This window comes from Streptomyces sp. NPDC051578 (assembly GCF_044454045.1).
Lineage (GTDB): Bacteria > Actinomycetota > Actinomycetes > Streptomycetales > Streptomycetaceae > Streptomyces.
In genome coordinates, this window is record NZ_JBITDH010000001.1 from 260465 (window position 1) to 278692 (window position 18228).

At 71.9% G+C, this 18228-nt stretch carries 14 protein-coding genes; 7 read left to right on the forward strand and 7 right to left on the reverse strand.

The annotated features are described in order from the left end of the window. Nucleotides 1-596: 596 nt before the first annotated feature. The 4 genes from ACIA6C_RS01215 to ACIA6C_RS01230 all read right to left on the reverse strand — a co-directional run bounded on the left by ACIA6C_RS01215 (nt 597) and on the right by ACIA6C_RS01230 (nt 4437). Nucleotides 597-1226, reverse strand: coding sequence for a hypothetical protein (locus ACIA6C_RS01215; protein WP_399272054.1), 630 nt, complete (start codon nt 1224-1226; stop codon nt 597-599). Nucleotides 1227-1260: 34 nt separating this feature from the next. After that, nucleotides 1261-2043, reverse strand: a complete 783-nt coding sequence (locus ACIA6C_RS01220; protein WP_399272056.1) for an ABC transporter permease — start codon at nt 2041-2043, stop codon at nt 1261-1263. Continuing rightward, nucleotides 2040-3044, reverse strand: coding sequence for an ABC transporter ATP-binding protein (locus tag ACIA6C_RS01225; protein WP_366082764.1), 1005 nt, complete (start codon nt 3042-3044; stop codon nt 2040-2042). Before ACIA6C_RS01225 ends, ACIA6C_RS01220 begins: the two co-directional genes overlap by 4 nt. 73 nt (nt 3045-3117) lie before the next feature. After that, nucleotides 3118-4437, reverse strand: a complete 1320-nt coding sequence (locus ACIA6C_RS01230; RefSeq protein ID WP_399272058.1) for an NYN domain-containing protein — start codon at nt 4435-4437, stop codon at nt 3118-3120. Between the two features lie 213 nt (nt 4438-4650). On the opposite strand from ACIA6C_RS01230, the gene ACIA6C_RS01235 reads away from it, so the two are divergent. Next, nucleotides 4651-4815, forward strand: a complete 165-nt coding sequence (locus ACIA6C_RS01235; protein WP_190182109.1) for a hypothetical protein — start codon at nt 4651-4653, stop codon at nt 4813-4815. Nucleotides 4816-4950: 135 nt separating this feature from the next. On the opposite strand, the gene dnaE is transcribed toward ACIA6C_RS01235, so the two are convergent. Beyond that, nucleotides 4951-8493 carry a DNA polymerase III subunit alpha gene (gene dnaE, locus ACIA6C_RS01240; protein WP_366082758.1) on the reverse strand — a complete coding sequence of 1181 codons (3543 nt, stop codon included), beginning with the start codon at nt 8491-8493 and terminating at the stop codon, nt 4951-4953. A 159-nt stretch (nt 8494-8652) separates the two neighbouring features. On the opposite strand from dnaE, the gene ACIA6C_RS01245 reads away from it, so the two are divergent. From ACIA6C_RS01245 to ACIA6C_RS01265, 5 genes are all read left to right on the forward strand, one after another. Then, the gene (locus ACIA6C_RS01245) at nt 8653-9978 is read left to right on the forward strand and encodes a DUF2252 domain-containing protein (protein ID WP_361135860.1); all 1326 of its coding nucleotides are present in this window, start codon (nt 8653-8655) and stop codon (nt 9976-9978) included. A gap of 60 nt (nt 9979-10038) precedes the next feature. Further along, nucleotides 10039-10728, forward strand: a complete 690-nt coding sequence (locus ACIA6C_RS01250) for a hypothetical protein (protein ID WP_399272061.1) — start codon at nt 10039-10041, stop codon at nt 10726-10728. A gap of 47 nt (nt 10729-10775) precedes the next feature. Continuing rightward, the gene (locus tag ACIA6C_RS01255) at nt 10776-11570 is read left to right on the forward strand and encodes a DsbA family protein (RefSeq protein ID WP_399272063.1); all 795 of its coding nucleotides are present in this window, start codon (nt 10776-10778) and stop codon (nt 11568-11570) included. A gap of 124 nt (nt 11571-11694) precedes the next feature. Further along, the gene (locus ACIA6C_RS01260; protein WP_399272065.1) at nt 11695-13353 is read left to right on the forward strand and encodes an alkaline phosphatase D family protein; all 1659 of its coding nucleotides are present in this window, start codon (nt 11695-11697) and stop codon (nt 13351-13353) included. A 223-nt stretch (nt 13354-13576) separates the two neighbouring features. Further along, nucleotides 13577-14521 carry a zinc metalloprotease gene (locus ACIA6C_RS01265; RefSeq protein WP_361136214.1) on the forward strand — a complete coding sequence of 315 codons (945 nt, stop codon included), beginning with the start codon at nt 13577-13579 and terminating at the stop codon, nt 14519-14521. A 127-nt stretch (nt 14522-14648) separates the two neighbouring features. Here the strand turns inward: ACIA6C_RS01265 and ACIA6C_RS01270 are convergent, their stop codons facing one another. Beyond that, nucleotides 14649-15218, reverse strand: coding sequence for a dienelactone hydrolase family protein (locus tag ACIA6C_RS01270; protein ID WP_399272067.1), 570 nt, complete (start codon nt 15216-15218; stop codon nt 14649-14651). A gap of 55 nt (nt 15219-15273) precedes the next feature. Between ACIA6C_RS01270 and ACIA6C_RS01275 the strand changes: the two genes are divergently transcribed. After that, entirely contained in the window at nt 15274-16326 is a 1053-nt protein-coding gene (locus ACIA6C_RS01275) for a mechanosensitive ion channel family protein (RefSeq protein ID WP_399274418.1), read from the forward strand. Between the two features lie 3 nt (nt 16327-16329). Here ACIA6C_RS01275 and ACIA6C_RS01280 read toward each other — a convergent pair whose 3' ends face one another. Beyond that, a complete protein-coding gene (locus ACIA6C_RS01280) occupies nt 16330-17922 on the reverse strand; it encodes a Na+/H+ antiporter (protein ID WP_399272069.1) in 1593 nt (530 codons plus the stop codon). Nucleotides 17923-18228: the final 306 nt, after the last annotated feature.

The window sequence follows — 18228 nt, forward strand, 5'->3', positions numbered from 1 at the left end:
GCGACTCCGGCCCCCGGGACCGAACCAGCCCCATGGAGGCACCATCCAGCCCCGCCGCACCCCGGCGCCCCGGGGCGGCCCCGGCCTCACCGGGCCCAACGCCGACCCCGCCGGCCCGGCACCCCAGGGCGGCCCGGCCGTCGGCCAATCCGCCTCGCGGGGACATCGGTCAACCCGGCCGGCACCCCGGCCTCCGGCCAACCCCGCCTCGTGGGGGCATCAGGCAGCCCCGCGGCAGCATCCGGTCCCGCCGGACACCACCCAGCCTCGTGGGGGCGCCTCCCAGCGGTAGCTGGGGGAGCCTAAGGCGCGGGTCCGGGCGGAGCCCGGTGCCCGGTGGAGCCGGGTTCCCTGGGGCTCCGCGCCTCAAACGCCGGCGAGGCTGAGTTCACCTGGCCCGCGCCGCAATCGTCGGCGGGGCCGAATGGGGCTGGCCCGCGCCTCGAACGACCCCAGCTACCGCTGGGAGGGGCCCCCACGGGGTCGGAGTCGGCGCAGCGGGACTCGGCCGCGCCGGGGGAGTCGGCGGAGCCGGGGCCGCCAGGCGCAGCGGGACTCAGACGGCCGCGAGCTCGGCGCGGCGGGTTCGGCGGTGGTCAGGGGTGCGACGGGTCCGGGGTCGGAGCAGGGGCCGGCGGGTAGTCGGCGGGGGCCGCGGGCCAGGTGGGGTCGGGGCGGGTGAAGACGGCCGTCAGGGCGAGGTGCGCGGCCAGGGCCACCAACGGCCAGGCCAGCAGCGCACCATGGGCCAGCAACTGCAACGGCGCGTCGAACGGAACGCCCTGGCCCGCCTTCGCGGCCGCCGCGGGGAGGTTCGAGGAGGGACCCAGCCGCAGGCCCAGCCGCCAGCCCACGAGCGCGGCGAACAGGGAGCCCGCCCCCAGCCCGATCACCAGCGGCACCCCGCCCCGGCGCCGCCACAGGAAGACCCCGACCGCGCTCAGCAACCCGAAGCCGACCGCCAGCAGCAGAAACGTCCCGTCGGCGCCGATCCGCGCCTCCCCCTCGGAGTTCCGCAGGAACACGGCCTGCCCGTTGGAGACGTACTGGACCTTCGGCGCGAGCCACGCCCACAGCACCCCGAGCAGCACTCCGGCCACCCCCACCACCAGGGTGACGGCGGCCCCGTCCCGGACATCGCCCGGCGTGGTCGTGCGGGGCGGCGGCGCGCCCTCGTCGAAGGGGGACGGGGGCGGGGACGGCTGCGGGGTCACGGCTTCGGTCACCCGCACATCGTGCCAGGTCCCCGGCCCGGCGGTGTCAGCGGACCGCTGCCCGCCGGTAGGCCCAGGTGGCGATGGCCAGGGACAGCACGCCCACCGCACCGCACACGCCCAGGTCGAACAGGACCGCCGCCCAGTCCGGGTCGGGCGCGAACGTACGCGCGAACGCCTCCACCCCGTACGTGGAGGGCAGCAGGTCCCGCGCCCACACGATCACATCCGGCATCCGCTCCGGCGGCAGCACCCCCAGCAGCAGCGCCGCCGACATGCCGAGCTGCCCGGCCAGCGTGGCCAGCTCCTGCCGGGGCGCCAGCAGTCCGAGCGCCGCGCCGAGGCCCGCGAGCGCCGCCCCGGCCAGCGGCACCACCGCGCCCAGGATCCACAGTCCGCCCATCGGCAGCCCGAACAGCACGCACCCGAATCCCGCGGTCACCAGCGTCCCGGGCACGGTGAAGGAGGCGTAGGCGGCGGCCGCGCCCAGCACCACGGAGGCGGGCGGCACCGGCAGGGTGGCGTAGTGGTCGAGCCCCCCGCCGGCCCGCAGCTGGCCGAAGTACTGCGCGAGCAGGTTCAGCGCGACGAAGGCCACGACCAGTACGGACGATCCGGCGACGACGGCCCGCGCCTCGGAGCCGCCGTCCACCACGCCCCGCATCAGGATCATGATCCCCACGGACTGGAAGGTGGCCACGAACAGCAGCGGGATCCGCGCGACCCGCGCCCGGGACAGCTGCGCCCGGTACACGGCGGCGAGCGCGGGGAAGAACCGCGCCCGGGGAGCAAGGGCGCCCGCGCTGACGGCGGTGACGGCGGTGGTCACGACTTCACCAGCCCCTTCGAGGCGCGGCCCCCGAGGGCCAGGTAGACGTCCTCCAGGCTCGGAGTGGCCAGGGTGAAGTCGTCGAGCGCGGCGAAGGCCGGGCCGCCGGTCACCGCGGCGACGGCGGAGCGCGCCCGGTCGGGCGTCAGCCGCAGCACCCAGCGCCGCCCGGAGACGACGGCGGCGGGGGCCAGCCCGGCGACCTCCGGTACCTCCAGCGGCGCGGCGGTGCGCCACACCAGCTCCAGCCGGACCTCGCCGGACACCGTCGCCTTGAGTCCGGCCGGGGTGTCGCAGGCGATGACCTTGCCGTGGTCGATGACGGCGACCCGGTCCAGTACGGTCTCGGCCTCGATGACGTTGTGGGTGACGAGCAGGACGGTGGCCCCGTGGCTCGCGCGGCGCCGGTCGACGGCGCTCCACACGGCGCGCCGGGCCACCGGGTCCATACCGGTGGTGGGCTCGTCGAGGACCAGGACGGGCCGCTCGCCGACCAGTGCGGCGGCGAAGCATGCCAGGCGCCGCTGGCCGCCGGAGAGCTTCTTGAGGGGGCGTCCGGCGAGCGCGGTCAGCCCGAGCTCCTCCAGTACCGCGTCCCGTGCGGTGCGCGCCGCCCGCGCGCCGAGTCCGCGCAGCCGGCCGGTGGTCTCGGCGGCCAGGGCGACGGTGAGCTCGTCCAGGGCGGTGGATTCCTGGCCGAGGTAGGCCAGGAGGCGGGAGGCCCGCTCGGGGTGGCGTACGAGGTCGTGGCCGAGCAGCGTCACGGTTCCGGCGTCGGGCCGCATCAGGCCGGTGAGCTGGCGGACGAGCGTGGACTTGCCGGCGCCGTTGGGGCCGAGCAGCCCGAAGACCTCGCCGCGCCGGACGTCCAGGCTGATCCCGTCGTTGGCGCGGGTCTCGGGCAGGGCGGGGGCGCCGCGCCGGCCGCGCACCGCCGGGTAGGTCTTGACGAGGTCGCGTACCGCGCAGACGACGTCGCGGGCACCCGCCTCGGAGGTCACAGCCGCGGCCGGTGCCGTGTCCTGTTTCGCGCTTGCTGTGCCCGTGCTCACGAGGGAGCAGCCTACGCGGCTTTCATCCCTGGTCGGCCGCCGGGGTCGCCGTCGGCCCGGGCACGGCGGCGGCCGGGCCCGTGACGTGTTCGGCGGCGGCGCGGACGTCGATCTCGCGCCAGAAGCCGGCCCGGATGGCGTACCGGTCGTGCTCGTCGATCTGGTCGTCCTTGTGGGCGAGCAGCCCGAACCGGGCCGCGTAGCGCAGCAGCTCCCCGTCGATGCGGTGCGGGATCCGCGGGTACATCGTGGCGAGTTTCTGCAGGTGGCCGGCTTCGGGGAGCCGTTCCATCCAGCGCCGGGCGAACACCTGGCCGACCTCGAACGGGTCACCCCCGACGGTGGTGATGTCCTCCTCCCGGTCCGCCCAGCGCTGCTCGGCGCTGGTGAGCTGGGCGAGGGTGGGCAGGGAGGCCGTCTCGGCGGGTTCGCCGAGCGGTCCGGCCCGGTCGATCCAGCCCTTGTCGGAGGACCAGCGCAGGGCGCTGCCGGCCGGGCTGGCCGCGGCGCCGGCCGCGTTCTGCGGCGCGGCGGTGACCCCGGGGGCGCGCAGGGCGGCGAGGTCCTTGGGGGTGGGTACGGGTCTGGCCCCCTCGGCGGTCCCCTCTGCGGTGCCTTCGGCGGCGGGCGCCGGTACGGGCGCGGCGCGCTCGGCGGTGGCGGGGGCACCGGCGGGGGTGCCGTTGCGGGCGGCTTCGGCGAGCGCCGCCTCGGGCAGCGGGGCGGAGAGGATGGCGGCGATCTCGGGGCGCGGGGCGGGCGCCGGGGAGCACAGGCCGGTGAGGTCCTTGGCGCGGACGGCCCGGGTGATCCAGACCCGGTCCAGGACGCGGCGTTCGTCGGCTTCGGCGACGAGGTCCTCGGACTGGTTGTAGTCGCCGTCGGCGGCCTGGACGGCCCACAGGTGGACGGCGACCCCGTGTTCCTTGGCGGACATCAGCCCGGGCAGCAGGTCGCCGTCGCCGGTGACGAGGACGACGTCCGAGCAGGCCCGGTTGCGGGCCAGTTCGGTGAGTTCGGCGTGCATGGCGGCGTCGACGCCCTTCTGCGCCCAGCGTCCGTCGCTGCGGGTCAGGGCGCCGAGGCGGACGGTGACCCGGGGCATCACGCGCAGCCGCCGGTGTTCGGGCTGGGGCACCCGGTCGGGCGCGCCGTCGAACCAGTAGATACGCAGCAGCGGCTGCTGGGTGTCGGCTTCGGCGCGCTCGCGCAGACCCTGGATGAGGGCGGTGTGGTCGACGGTGATGCGGGAGCGGGAGGGCTCCCCCGCGAGAAGGCTGGCGGCGGCGCCCAGCAGGTAGCCGGCGTCCACCAGGACGACGCAGCGGTCCACGCGTTCCACCCTCTTCCCTGGGGGTCCTCGATAGGTTTTCCCCGAGTCTGCCCGACCGCAAGGGTGTTGACGGCCGGAACTCGATCATCGGCGTGGCGTATCTCACTCCGGGCCCGCGCCGGGCCGGCGACTACGCATGGCAATGATCCAAAATGCGCGGTTTCCGGTGCTGTGTGAGTGTGAAGGCGGCCCTGGCCCCTACACCCCTCACGGAGGCTTCCCATGGCCAAGAACAAGAACCGCCAGCAGCCCGCCAAGACCTCGGACCGCGCGCAGTCCCAGGATCAGGCGAAGAGCTCGGTGCAGTCGTCCCCGGAGCCGTCGTCGGCGCCGAGCCCGATGCACATGGCCGGCAAGCGCAAGGAAAAGAAGTTCGGCCACAACTGAGGCCACGCCCGAGGCCACGACCGGGGCCGGGACCACGGCCGCGGGCGAAGCCACGAGCAAGGCCCCGCACCTGCGGGAAGGGCGCGCCCGGAGTTCCGGGCGCGCCCTTCCGGTCCACGTGCGCGGCCCCCTGCCCTAGCCGGCCAGGCAGGACGGGCCGAGGAGCACCTTGAGGTCGCCGAAGAGCGCGGGGTCGGGCTGGACGCGGTGCTTGTCGAGGCGCAGGACGGTGGTCGTGCGCGGCCCCTGGAGCTTGATCCGGACCTCGGTGTTGCCCCGGTGGTGGCGCAGGATCTCCCCCAGACGGGTCACCATCGGAGGGGTGACCTTGACGGTGGGGATGGTCAGGACGACGGGTGCGTTGGTCCCGGCGGAGGACAGGTCGGGGACCATCATCTCCATGGCGACCAGGCGGGGCACGTCCTCGCGCTTGTCGAGGCGGCCCTTGACGAAGACGACCGTGTCCTCGACCAGCTGGGTGGAGACGAGCTGGTAGGTCGCCGGGAAGAACATGCATTCGATGGAGCCGGCGAGGTCCTCGACGGTGGCGATGGCCCAGGCGTTGCCCTGCTTGGTCATCTTGCGCTGGAGGCCGGAGATGATGCCGCCGATGGTGACGACGGCGCCGTCGGAGTGCTCGCCGCCCGTCAGCTGGGAGATGCCGGCGTCCGTCTTGTCCGACAGGACGTGTTCCAGGCCGAAGAGGGGGTGGTCGGAGACGTAGAGGCCGAGCATCTCGCGCTCCTGCGCGAGCAAGTACGACTTCTCCCACTCCACGTCGGAGAACTCGACGTCGAGGCCGAAGCCGGGTTCGTCGGCGGCGCCCTCGTCACCCATCGCGCCGAAGAGGTCGAACTGGCCCTCGGCCTCCTTGCGCTTGACCGCGACCACGTTGTCGATCATCGATTCGTGGTGGGCGACCAGGCCCTTGCGGGTGTGGCCCATCTCGTCGAAGGCGCCGGCCTTGATCAGCGACTCGACGGTCCGCTTGTTGCAGACGACGGCCTCGACCTTGTCCAGGAAGTCGGGGAAGGAGGAGAACTTCCCCTTGGCCTTCCTGGTCTTGATGATCGAGTCCACCACGTTCTGGCCGACGTTGCGCACCGCGGTGAGGCCGAAGAGGATCACGTCGTCGCCCTGGGCGGCGAAGTTCGGCTCGGACTCGTTGACGTTCGGCGGCAGCACCTTGATGCCCATGCGGCGGCACTCGTTCAGGTAGATGGCGGACTTGTCCTTGTCGTCCTTGACCGAGGTGAGCAGGCCCGCCATGTACTCGGCCGGGAAGTTCGCCTTGAGGTAGGCGGTCCAGTAGGAGACCAGGCCGTACGCGGCGGAGTGCGCCTTGTTGAAGGCGTAGCCGGCGAAGGGCACCAGGACGTCCCACAGCGCCTGGATCGCCTGGTCGCTGTAACCGTTCTTGCGGGCGCCGGCCTGGAAGATGGTGAAGTTCTTCGCCAGCTCCTCGGGCTTCTTCTTGCCCATGACGCGGCGCAGGATGTCGGCTTCGCCGAGCGAGTACCCGGCGATGATCTGGGCGGCCTTCTGGACCTGCTCCTGGTAGACGATCAGGCCGTAGGTGACCGCGAGCACCTCTTCGAGGGGCTCTTCCAGCTCCGGGTGGATCGGGGTGATCTCCTGCTGCTTGTTCTTGCGCAGGGCGTAGTTGGTGTGCGAGTTCATGCCCATCGGGCCCGGCCGGTACAGGGCCGAGACGGCGGAGATGTCCTCGAAGTTGTCGGGCTTCATCAGGCGCAGCAGCGAGCGCATGGGGCCGCCGTCGAACTGGAAGACGCCGAGGGTGTCACCGCGGCCGAGGAGCTCGAAGGTCTTGGGGTCGTCGAGCGGGAGGGCCAGGAGATCGATGTCGATCCCCTTGTTGGCCTTCACCATCTTGACGGCGTCGTCCATGATCGTGAGGTTGCGCAGGCCCAGGAAGTCCATCTTGAGCAGGCCGAGCGCCTCACAGCTCGGGTAGTCCCACTGGGTGATGGTGACGCCGTCGGTGTGCCTCACCCAGACGGGTACGTGGTCGGTGATCGTCTCGCTGGACATGATCACGCCGGCGGCGTGGACGCCCATCTGGCGCACCAGGCCCTCGACGCCCATGGCGGTGTCGATGACCTTCTTGACGTCCGGCTCGTTCTCGTACATCCCGCGGATCTCGCCGGCCTCGCCGTAGCGCGGGTGCTTGGGGTCCAGGATGCCGGAGAGCGGGATGCCCTTGCCGAGGACGTCGGCGGGCATGGCCTTGGTGAGGCGGTCGCCCATCGCGTACGGGTAGCCGAGGACGCGCGCCGAGTCCTTGATCGCGTTCTTGGCCTTGATGGTGCCGTAGGTGCCGATCATGGCGACCTTGTCGGCGCCGTACTTCTCGGTCACGTACCGGATCACCTCGACGCGCCTGCGCTCGTCGAAGTCGATGTCGACGTCGGGCATGGAGACGCGCTCGGGGTTGAGGAAGCGCTCGAAGATCAGGCCGTGGGTGAGCGGGTCGAGGTCGGTGATGCCCATGGCGTACGCGACGATCGAGCCGGCCGCGGAGCCTCGGCCGGGGCCGACCGCGATGCCCTGGTTCTTGGCCCACATGATGAAGTCGGCGACGACGAGGAAGTAGCCGGGGAAGCCCATCGAGATGATCGTGTCCATCTCGTACTCGGCCTGCTTCATCCGGTCCTCGGGGATGCCCCCCGGGTAGCGGCGGTGCATGCCGCGCATGGTCTCCTCGCGGAACCAGGTGACCTCGGTGTAGCCCTCGGGGATGTCGAACTTCGGCATCAGGTTCCGGAACTGGAACATGCCCTCGGTGTCGATCTGCTCGGCGACCAGCCGGGTGTTCGCGCAGCCCTCCTGCCAGGCGTCCGAGGAGTCGATGGCGTACATCTCGTCCGTGGACTTGAGGTAGTAGCCGGTGCCGTCGAAGCGGAAGCGGTCGGGGTCCGAGAGGTTCTTGCCGGTCTGGATGCACAGCAGGGCGTCGTGCGCGGTGGCCTCGTGCGCGTACGTGTAGTGCGAGTCGTTCGTGACCAGCGGCGGGATGCCGAGCTTCTTGCCGATCTCCAGCAGCCCGTCGCGCACCCGGCGCTCGATCTCGATGCCGTGGTCCATCAGCTCCAGGAAGTACCGCTCCTTGCCGAAGATGTCCTGGTACTCGGAGGCGGCCTTGAGGGCCTCGTCGAACTGGCCGAGGCGAAGGCGGGTCTGGAGTTCGCCGGACGGGCAGCCGGTGGAGGCGATGAGCCCCTCGGACCACTTGGAGATGGTCTCCTTGTCCATGCGCGGCCACTTGGTGAGCCAGCCCTCGGCGTACGCGTCGGAGGACAGCCGGAAGAGGTTGTGCAGGCCGGTGGCGTTCGCCGCCCAGATCGTCTTGTGGGTGTAGCCACCGGAACCGGAGACGTCGTCGCGCTTCTGGTGCGGCTGGCCCCACTGGATGCGGCGCTTGTTGCGCCGGGACTCGGGGGCGACGTACGCCTCGATGCCGATGATCGGCGTGACCCCGGCCTTCTGGGCGGAGTGGAAGAAGTCGTAGGCGCCGTGCAGGTTGCCGTGGTCGGACATCGCGATGTGCGTCATGCCCATCTCGTTGCACGCGTTGAACATGTCCTTGAGCCGCGCGGCACCGTCCAGCAGGGAGTACTGGGTGTGGACGTGCAGGTGCGTGAACGGCGGCTTGGTCACGGTGGGGGTCCTCCGGCGACGGGAGTGGGGGGCGACTTCGAATCCTACGTCGGGCGGGTGACACATCCGGGGCACTGACGGGTACGGTCAGGCGTTGCACCGGCCAGGAGCACCTGTCCGAAAACCGATTGGCACACGCGCCACCAGGAGGAACCCGCCATGGCGGTCCCCGAGACGACGAACGAGCAGCGCGCCGAGCAGATACTCGACGTGTTCGACACCGCTTTCGGTGAGCTGCTCGCCGCCGACCCCGCTGCCTTCCAGGTGAAATTCCGGAAGATGGCGGCCTCCGCCTTCGCTTTCTACCGCGGCACGGCCTGCCTGTTCTACGCCGATCTGGAGCGGGACCGGCACGGCGGCCCGTACCTGGACGAGCGGACGGGCCGGGTGTGGATCCACGGCGATCTGCACGCCGAGAACTTCGGCACGTACATGGATTCCAACGGCCGGCTGATCTTCAACATCAACGACTTCGACGAGGCGTACGTCGGCCCCTTCACCTGGGACCTCAAGCGGTTCGCGGCCTCCGTCGCCCTGCTCGGCTACACCAAGGCGCTCAGCGACGGACAGATCAGCGAGCTGGTGCGGATCTACGCGGCCGCCTACCGGGAGCGGATCCACCGCCTGGCGGCCGGCGCGAAGCACGAGGAGGTCCCCTCCTTCACGCTGGACACCTCCGAGGGCCCGCTGCTGGGGGCGCTGCGCGCGGCCCGGTCGCGGACCCGGTTCGAGCTGCTGGCGTCGATGACGGAGATCAGGGACTACGAGCGCCGCTTCACCTCCGGCCCCGGCACTCTGGAGCTGGACGCGGCCACCCGCTACAAGGTGCTGGCGGCCTTCGACGGGTACCTGGAGACCCTGCCGGAGGAGTCCCTGGTGCGGCCGGATTCCTACCGTGTCAAGGACGTGGTGGGGCGGCGGGGCGTGGGCATCGGTTCGGCCGGGCTGCCCTCGTACAACATCCTGTTGGAGGGGCACAGCGACGCCCTGGAGAACGACGTCGTGATCTACCTCAAGCAGGCGCAGACCCCGGCGGTGTCCCGGCACATCACCGAGCGGGCCGTGCGGGAGTACTTCCTGCACGAGGGGCACCGCACCGTGATCTCCCAGCGGGCCTTGCAGGCGCACGCGGACCCGTGGCTGGGCTGGACGGAGCTGGACGGGGCGGGCCAGCTGGTGGCAGAGGTCTCCCCGTACGCGGTAGACCTGGACTGGTCCGACCTGGACGACCCGGAGGAGATCGCGGCCGTCGTCGCGGACCTGGGCCGGGCCACGGCGACCATGCACGCGTCGGCGGACGAGGCGGAGAGCGGCCACTCCCTGGTCCCGTTCTCCACCGAGCGGGCCATCGACGCGGCGATCGCCGCCGACGAGGAGGGCTTCGGGGAGCTGCTGGTCGACTTCGCCCACGCCTACGGGGCCCGGGCCCGCGCCGACCACCAGATCTTCGTGGACCTGTTCCGCAACGGTCGTCTCACGCCATAGTTCCGGGCCCGTCCGGCCCCCGCCCCCGGATTCACAGGCTGTCGTGGCAGACTCGCCGGGATGGACATATCCGGGGCAGGGATCCGAGGGCTGAGGGCCGCGCTGTTCAGCGCGCTCGTCGTGCTGCTCTCGACCGGCTCGCACGTCGTGCTGTCCCGGGTGCCGCTGCCTCCCGCGCTGGTGGGCGGGGCCTTCGCCGCCGTGTTCGTGCTCGCCTTCGCGCTGGCCGGCCGGGAGCGGGGCCTCGGCGCCATCGCCGGGCTGCTGGTGCCGCTGGAGCTGGCGGCCGACACCGTCTTCACCGCCGGACAGCACTTCTGCTACGGCGCGGCGGGCGGTCCGGTCGCCGGGCCGCTGCACGCGCTGGGCCTGGACGGGCTGTGCGGGGGCGCCCCGGTGGGCGGCCCGCTGACCGGGGTGGCGGGTCCCGCCTCCGATCCGGCGGCGCTCCTCGCGGCCGCCGGGCCGTGGACGCCCTGGCTGCTGCTGGGCGCCCACGTGTCGGCGGGGCTGCTGGCCGCCGTGTGGCTGCGGTACGGGGAGCGGGCACTGGGCCGGCTGCTGGCGGCGGTGGGCGCCCTCGCCTTCCGGCCGCTGCTGCTGGCGGTGGCCGCGGTGGCGGCGGGCGGACCGGCGCGCCGGTCGGTGCGGCCGACACCCCGGGACGCGGGGGCCCGTACGCGCTTCCCGGCGCATTCCGTGGGACGGCGGGGACCTCCCGTACGGCGTTCGGCGCTCGCGAGCGCCTGACGCGGTACGGCAGACCCCCATCACACGGAAATTCCACGGAGATCGACATGAGTGCACGCAACAGCCAGGCGAACAAGGCGGCGGCCCGCGAGCGGCTGCGCATCGAGCGCGAGAAGCAGGCCAAGAGGGCCAGGGCGCGCCGTCAGCTGATCGTGGCCGGCGCGGTCGTCGCCGTCCTCGCGGTCGCGGGCGGCGTCGGCTACCTGGTCGTGCAGAACACCCAGCCCACCCACTGGGAGAAGGCCGCCAAGGCGGAGTTGGTGAAGCCGAAGAACACCACGGGTGACGACGGCCTGACGGTCGTGATCGGCAAGGCGGACGCGAAGAAGACCCTGGAGCTCTACGAGGACTCGCGCTGCCCGGCGTGCGCGGCCTTCGAGCAGGCGGTCGGCTCGCAGGTGCGCAAGGACGTCGACGCGGGCAAGTACAAGCTGCACTACTTCGGCGCCACCTTCATCGACAACGGCGCCAAGGGCGAGGGTTCGAAGAACGCGCTGAGCGCGCTGGGCGCGGCGCTGAACGTCAGCCCGGAGGCCTTCCTCGACTACAAGGCGGCGCTGTACTCCAAGGAGCTGCACCCGGACGAGACCGTCGACAGCTTCGCCAAGGACGACTACCTGATCAAGGTGGCGGACACGGTTCCGGCGCTCAAGGGCAACGCCGAGTTCAAGAAGGCCGTCGAGGACGGTACCTACGACCGGTGGGCGATGGACATGTCGAAGGCCTTCGACAAGTCCGGGGTGAAGGGCACCCCGACGCTCAAGATGGACGGCAAGAAGATCGACACCCCGTCGACGCCCGAGGCGTACACGGCGGCGATCGACAAGGCCCTGGCGGGCTGATCGCCCCTGCCGGGACGACCGGTGGGCATGTGAGGCAACGGGCGGGCGAACTCCTGGAGTTCGCCCGCCCGTTGCCTTACCGAGGGTATCCCGGCAGTCATACCGGTCAGTAATATGATCGGCCGTGACCAGTCATCTCTCTTCTCCCGCCTCGGCAAGTCCCCGCCGCCGTACGGTCGTCAAGGCCGCCGCCGTCACGGCCGCGCTGGCGCCGATCGCGGCCCTGGGCGCCGGGGCCGCCCGCGCGGCGGAATCCGCCCCCGCCTTCCTGCACGGCGTCGCCTCCGGCGACCCGCTGCCCGACGGGATCCTGCTGTGGACCCGCGTCACCCCGACCGCCGACGCCGTGCCCGGCTCCGGCCTCGGCCCGGACACCCGGGTCGGCTGGGAGGTGGCGGAGGACAAGTCCTTCTCGCGCGTCGTCGCGAGCGGGTCCGTCACCGCGACCGCCGCCGCCGACCACACCGTCAAGGCGGACGTGCGCGGGCTGCGGCCCAAGACCGTCTACTGGTACCGGTTCACCGCCGGCGCCACCGTCTCCCCCGCCGGCCGCACCCTGACCGCCCCGGCCGCCGACACCGGCACGGCGGGCGTGCGCTTCGGCGTGGTCTCCTGCGCCAACTGGGAGGCCGGCTACTTCTCCGCGTACCGCCACCTGGCCGCCAGGACCGACCTGGACGCCGTCCTGCACCTCGGCGACTACATCTACGAGTACCAGACCGGGGGCTACCCGGAGGCCAAGTACGTCGTACGGCAGCACGAGCCGCAGCACGAGATCGTGAACCTCGCCGACTACCGCGTCCGGCACGGGAAGTACAAGACGGACGCGGACCTCCAGGCGCTGCACGCCGCGCACGCGATCATCGCGATCTGGGACGACCACGAGTTCGCCAACGACGCCTGGTCGGGCGGGGCGGAGAACCACACCCCGGACACCGAGGGCGACTGGGCGACCCGCGCGGCCGCCGCCAAGCGGGCCTACTTCGAGTGGATGCCCGTACGCCCCTCCATCGCCGGCACCGTCTACCGGCGGCTGCGCTTCGGCACCCTCGCCGACCTGCACCTGCTGGACCTGCGCACCTTCCGCTCGCAGCAGACCAAGATCGGCAACGGTGCGGTGGACGACCCGGAGCGCACCATCACCGGGCGCGCCCAGCTGGACTGGCTCAAGTCGGGCCTGTCTGCCTCGCACGCGACCTGGCAGCTGGTCGGCACCTCGGTGATGATCTCGCCGGTGGCCTTCGGCTCGCTGCCCGCGCACCTGCTGCAGCCGCTCACCAAGCTGCTCGGGCTGCCCGAAGGGGGCATAGCGATCAATGTGGACCAGTGGGACGGCTACACCGACGATCGCAGGGAACTCCTGGGCCACTTGAAGGACCAGGGCATCAAGAACACGGTGTTCCTGACCGGCGACATCCACATGGCGTGGGCGAACGACGTCCCGGTGGACAAGGCGACGTATCCGGCCTCGGGCTCGGCGGCGACCGAGTTCGTGGTGACCTCGGTGACTTCCGACAACATCGACGACATGCTGCACGTACCGGCCGACACCGCCTCACTGGTCGCCGAATCGGCCATCAAGGCCGCGAACTGGCACGTCAAGTGGCTGGACATGGACTCGCACGGGTACGGGGTCCTGGACGTGACGGCCGAGCGCTCGCAGATGGACTACTACATCGTTTCCGACAAGCGGCGCCAGGACGCCACCTCGGCGTGGTCCCGGTCGTACCGCACCCTGAGCGGCACACAGAGGGTGGAACGGGCCGATCGCCCGGTTCGCTGACGTAGCGTCAAATTTGCGGTGGGGAGGGGCGCCTGGTTCATACCAGGCGCCCCTTCCGCGTCCTCGGCAACAAATCTTTAACCTACGAGATCTTGCCATCTTGCTGACATGCACACGTAAGCTGCGCGTCAGCGTGAGGACGTTCCTCACCCCCCACCACGCTTCGCGAGGAGTCAACGTGCGCGCCAACGCCCGCATATCCCCCCTGCTCCGCCGCCGCCTCATGGGTACGGCCGTCCTGGCCGGCACCCTGGCCTTCGCCCCGCTGACGGCTCCCACGACCGTCGCCGCGGCCAAGTCCCCGGAAGCCTGTACCGGCCAGTCCGCCGACGCCTCGGCGAACGCCCGCGTCGCCCGCCCCAAGGACCACCACGCGGCCGACCCGAACGAGATCTCGGACGCCCAGGTCAAGGCCATGGACGCGGACCTCAAGAAGAAGCTGTCCCAGGCCACCCCCCAGCAGCTGGACGGCATGCGCGCCGGCGCCGTCACCGCGACCACCATCCCGGTGTACGTGCACGTCATCACCTCCGGCACCGCCGGCAAGCTGACGGCGACCGACATCAGCAACCAGATCTCGGTGCTGAACGCCGCCTACAGCGGCAAGGGCACCAACAACGCGGACACCGGTTACCAGTTCAGCCTCGCCGGCACGGACTACACCGACAACGCCGCCTGGTACAACGTCTCCGACGGCACCCAGGCCGAGAAGGACATGAAGAACGCCTTGCGCAAGGGCGGCAAGAACGCGCTGAACCTCTACACCGCCAACCTCGGCGGCGGGCTGCTCGGCTGGGCCACCTTCCCCAGCTCCTACGCCTCGCAGCCGACGATGGACGGCGTGGTCATCCTCAACACCTCGCTGCCGGGCGGCTCCGCCACCAACTACAACGAGGGCGACACCGCGACCCACGAGGTCGGCCACTGGATGGGCCTGTACCACACCTTCCAGGGCGGCTGCTCGGGCAGCGGTGACTCCGTCTCCGACACCCCGGCAGAGCAGAGCGCGGCGTTCGAGTGCCCGACCGGCCGCGACAGCTGCACCAACAAGACCGGCGTCGACCCGATCCACAACTTCATGGACTACACGTACGACTCCTGCATGTACCAGTTCACGGCCGGCCAGGTGGCCCGCATGAAGAGCATGTGGACTGCCTACCGCGCCTGATCAGCACACACCCCGTCTGATCGGCGCCCGCCGCGGCGGCGGCGGAGGCGGCCACGTGAACAGGGGCCCGGCCCGGCGAACGCCGGACCGGGCCCCTGCCCGTGCGCCGCACGCGCGAGCGGGCCGGCTACAGGCTGTCGAGGAAGGCCAGCGCGACCTTCCAGGTCTGCTCGGCGGCCTGCGCGTCGTAGTCGTCGAGTTCCGGATCGGTGAACAGGTGCCCGGCGCCCTGGTAGCTGTGGACCTCCACGTCCGCCCCGGCCCGCCGCATGCGCAGGTACCAGGCCGTCAGCCAGTCGTGCGGCTCGAACGGGTCCGGGTCCGCCACGTGCAGCTGCACCGGCAGCCCGTCGGCGGAGGCGCTGTCCTCCAGGTCCGAGGTGCCGTGCAGGAGCAGCAGACCGCGCGCCTTCTCGTCGTGCAGCGCCAGGTGCTGGGCCATGGAGGCGCCGAAGGAGAAGCCCGCGTAGACCAGGCCCTGGTCGGAGTAGGGGGCGGCGGCCAGTACGGCCCGCCTGAGCAGCTCGTCACGGCCGATCTCGTCCCGGTGGGCCATGCCCTCCTCGACGGTGCCGAACGTACGCCCCTCGAAGAGGTCGGGCACCTCGACCGTGTGTCCCGCCGCGCGCAGCCGGTCGGCCGCCGCGTGCACCGCGGGCCGCAGCCCGTACGTCGAATGGAAGAGCACGATGTTCATTCCCCCATCGTGCCAGTTTCCGAAAGCGGGATCCGGTTAGGTTGCCCGCATGGAGATGGAGAACGTCCTTCGCCCCGTCGCGGTCATCGGAGGCTCGCTGGTCATCACCCTGCTCGCCGGGTGGGTGCTCGACCTGCTGCTGCGCCGAGCCGATGCCCGGCACCACGAGACGCCCCTGTGGGACCAGCTGCGCCGCTGCCGGGTGCCGTTCCAGATCGTGCTGTGCACGGCGCTGCTCAGAGGCTCCTACCGGTCCTCGCGCATCCTGCCGCAGCACGCGGACGGCGTCGGCCGGACCCTGACCCTGATCCTCATCGCCTCCACCGCCTGGCTCCTCGTCCGGATCGCCACCGCGATAGTCGACTCCGGCTACGCCCGCTACGCTTCCGGCTCCCGCGACGCGGCGCGGGTCCGCCGCGTCCGTACCCAGGTCACGCTGATCCAGCGGGTGGTGACGGCCGTCGTCTCCGTGGTCGCCATCGCGGCCATGCTGCTGACGTTCCCGGCGATGCGCACGGTCGGCACCTCGATGCTGGCCTCGGCCGGTGTGCTGGGCATCGTGGCCGGTGTCGCCGCGCAGTCCTCGCTGGGCAACCTCTTCGCCGGTCTGCAGATCGCCTTCGGCGACACCGTCCGCATCGGGGACACCGTGGTCGTGGACAAGGAATGGGGCACCGTCGAGGAGATCACCCTCACGTTCCTGATCGTCCGCACCTGGGACGAGCGCCGCATCACGATGCCGGTCTCGTACTTCACCAGCAAGCCGTACGAGAACTGGTCCCGCGGCGGCCCGCAGATGACGGGCACGGTCTTCCTGCACCTGGACCACTCCGCGCCGATCGAGCTGATGCGCGAGGAGCTCGCGCTGATCCTCAAGGAGACGCCGGCGTGGGACGGTCGCGCGAGCGGCCTGGTGGTGACCGACACCACGCCCAGCACCATCGAGGTCCGGGCCATGGTCACGGCCAAGGACGCCGACGACCTGTGGACCGTGCGGTGCGCGGTCCGCGAACGCCTCGTCGCCTGGCTGGTGGACCACCACCCGTACGCCCTCCCCCGCCTCACCACGGCCGACGCGCTCCGCCCACCGGCTCCCCGGCGGGGCTGACGCTCAGGGATTGCGCAGGCTGCGCACGTCCAGGTGGCGCAGGACCCGGTCGACGATCTCCGGATCGGCGCCGGGTTCGCTGCGCGCGGCCAGCACCTCGTGCCGGGCCGCCGACATCATCTCCCGCTGGATCCGCTGGACGTCGCGGATCCGCTCCACCCGCTTCGCGTACGCCTCACGCCGTTCCTCGTCCACCATGTCGGGGCTGATCCTGGCCCCCACGTCGTACGCCCTGCGGTACAGGACCTCCAGCAGGTCGTCCGGGAGGTCCTCGTCGCCCTCGATCTCCTGCAGCCGCCGCTTGGCGGCCTTCGCCGCGCGGACGGCGAGCCGCCGCTCCGTCTCGCGCTCGGCGTCCTCGTCGGCCTCCACACCGAGGCGCCGCACGAGCCAGGGCAGGGTCAGCCCCTGGCAGAGCAGGGTCACCATGATCACGGCGAAGGCGATGAAGACGATCTGGTCCCGGGCAGGGAAGGGCTCACCGGCGTCGGTGCGCAGCGGGATCGCCAGGGCCAGCGCCACCGACGCCACGCCGCGCATCCCGGCCCACCACATGACCGTGCTCTCCCGCCAGCTCACCGGGATCTCCTCGGCGTAGTCGCGCCGCTTGTGCAGCCGCTTCGCCAGCCACCCCGCCGGCAGCAGCCAGAGCAGCCGTACGCCGACGACCACCGCCACGACGGCCGCGGCCCAGCCCGCCATCTCCAGCTCGTGGCCGCGCGCGGTACCGAAGACGTGGTGCAGTTCCAGCCCGATCAGCCCGAACGCGACCCCGGTGACCAGCGTGTCGACGATCTCCCAGAAGGTGTGCCCGGCCAGCCGCCCCAGCACGTCGTCGGCGTCGGTGGCGTACTCGGCGAGGAACAGGGCGGTCGTCAGCACGGCCAGCACGCCCGAGCCCCGGAGCTCCTCGGCCACCACGTAGGCGACGAACGGCACCAGCAGGGTCAGCCCGATCTGCAGCGTGGCGTCGCCGAGCCGCCCCATGAGCCGGTTGGTGACCCATCCGAGGGCCAGACCGACCGCGAGGGCCACCACGGCGGACAGCACGAACTCACCGAGCGCGTCGGGCCAGGAGAAACTGCCGCTGACGGCTGCGCCGACGGCCACGTGGTAGAGCACGATCGCGGTGACGTCGTTGAACAGGCCCTCGCCCTCCAGGATCGACACCAGCCGGCGCGGCAGTCCGAGCTGCCCGGCGACGGCGGTGGCCGCCACCGGGTCGGGCGGGGCCACGAGCGCGCCGAGCGCGACGGCGGCGGCCAGCGGCAGCCCGGGGACCACGGCGTTCGCCACGGCGGCGACGGCCGCCGTGGTCACGAAGACCAGGGCCACCGCCAGCAGCAGGATCGGGCGGACGTTGGCGGCGAACTGGCGCCAGGAGGTGCGTTGCGCGGAGGCGTACAGCAGCGGCGGCAGCACCAGCGGCAGGATGTACTCGGGCGGGATGTCGACGTTGGGGACGACCGGCACCAGCGCCATCACCACGCCGCCGATGGTCATCAGCACGGGCGCGGGCAGCCGGAGCCGGTCCCCGAGTGGCACGGTGACCACGGCGCCGAGCAGGAGTACGAAGAGGAGAGCGAGCTGATCCACTCCCCCACCCTGCCATTACGCTGCGCTCGCCCGCGGGGTCGGGCCTCCCACCACCCCGTGTCGCCCACCCCCGGCGCCCCCGCCGGCACCACCCAGCCCTGCCGGCACCATCCAGACCCGTGGGGGCACCACCCGGCCCCGCCGGCACCACCCGGCCCCGCCGGCACCATCCAGCCCTGCCGGCACCATCCAGACCCGTGGGGGCACCACCCGGCCCCGCCGGCACCACCCAGCCTCGCCGGCGTTTGGGGCGCGGGGTGGGGGGGGGGGGCCCCCCCCGACCCCCCCCCCCCGGCCCCCCGCGGG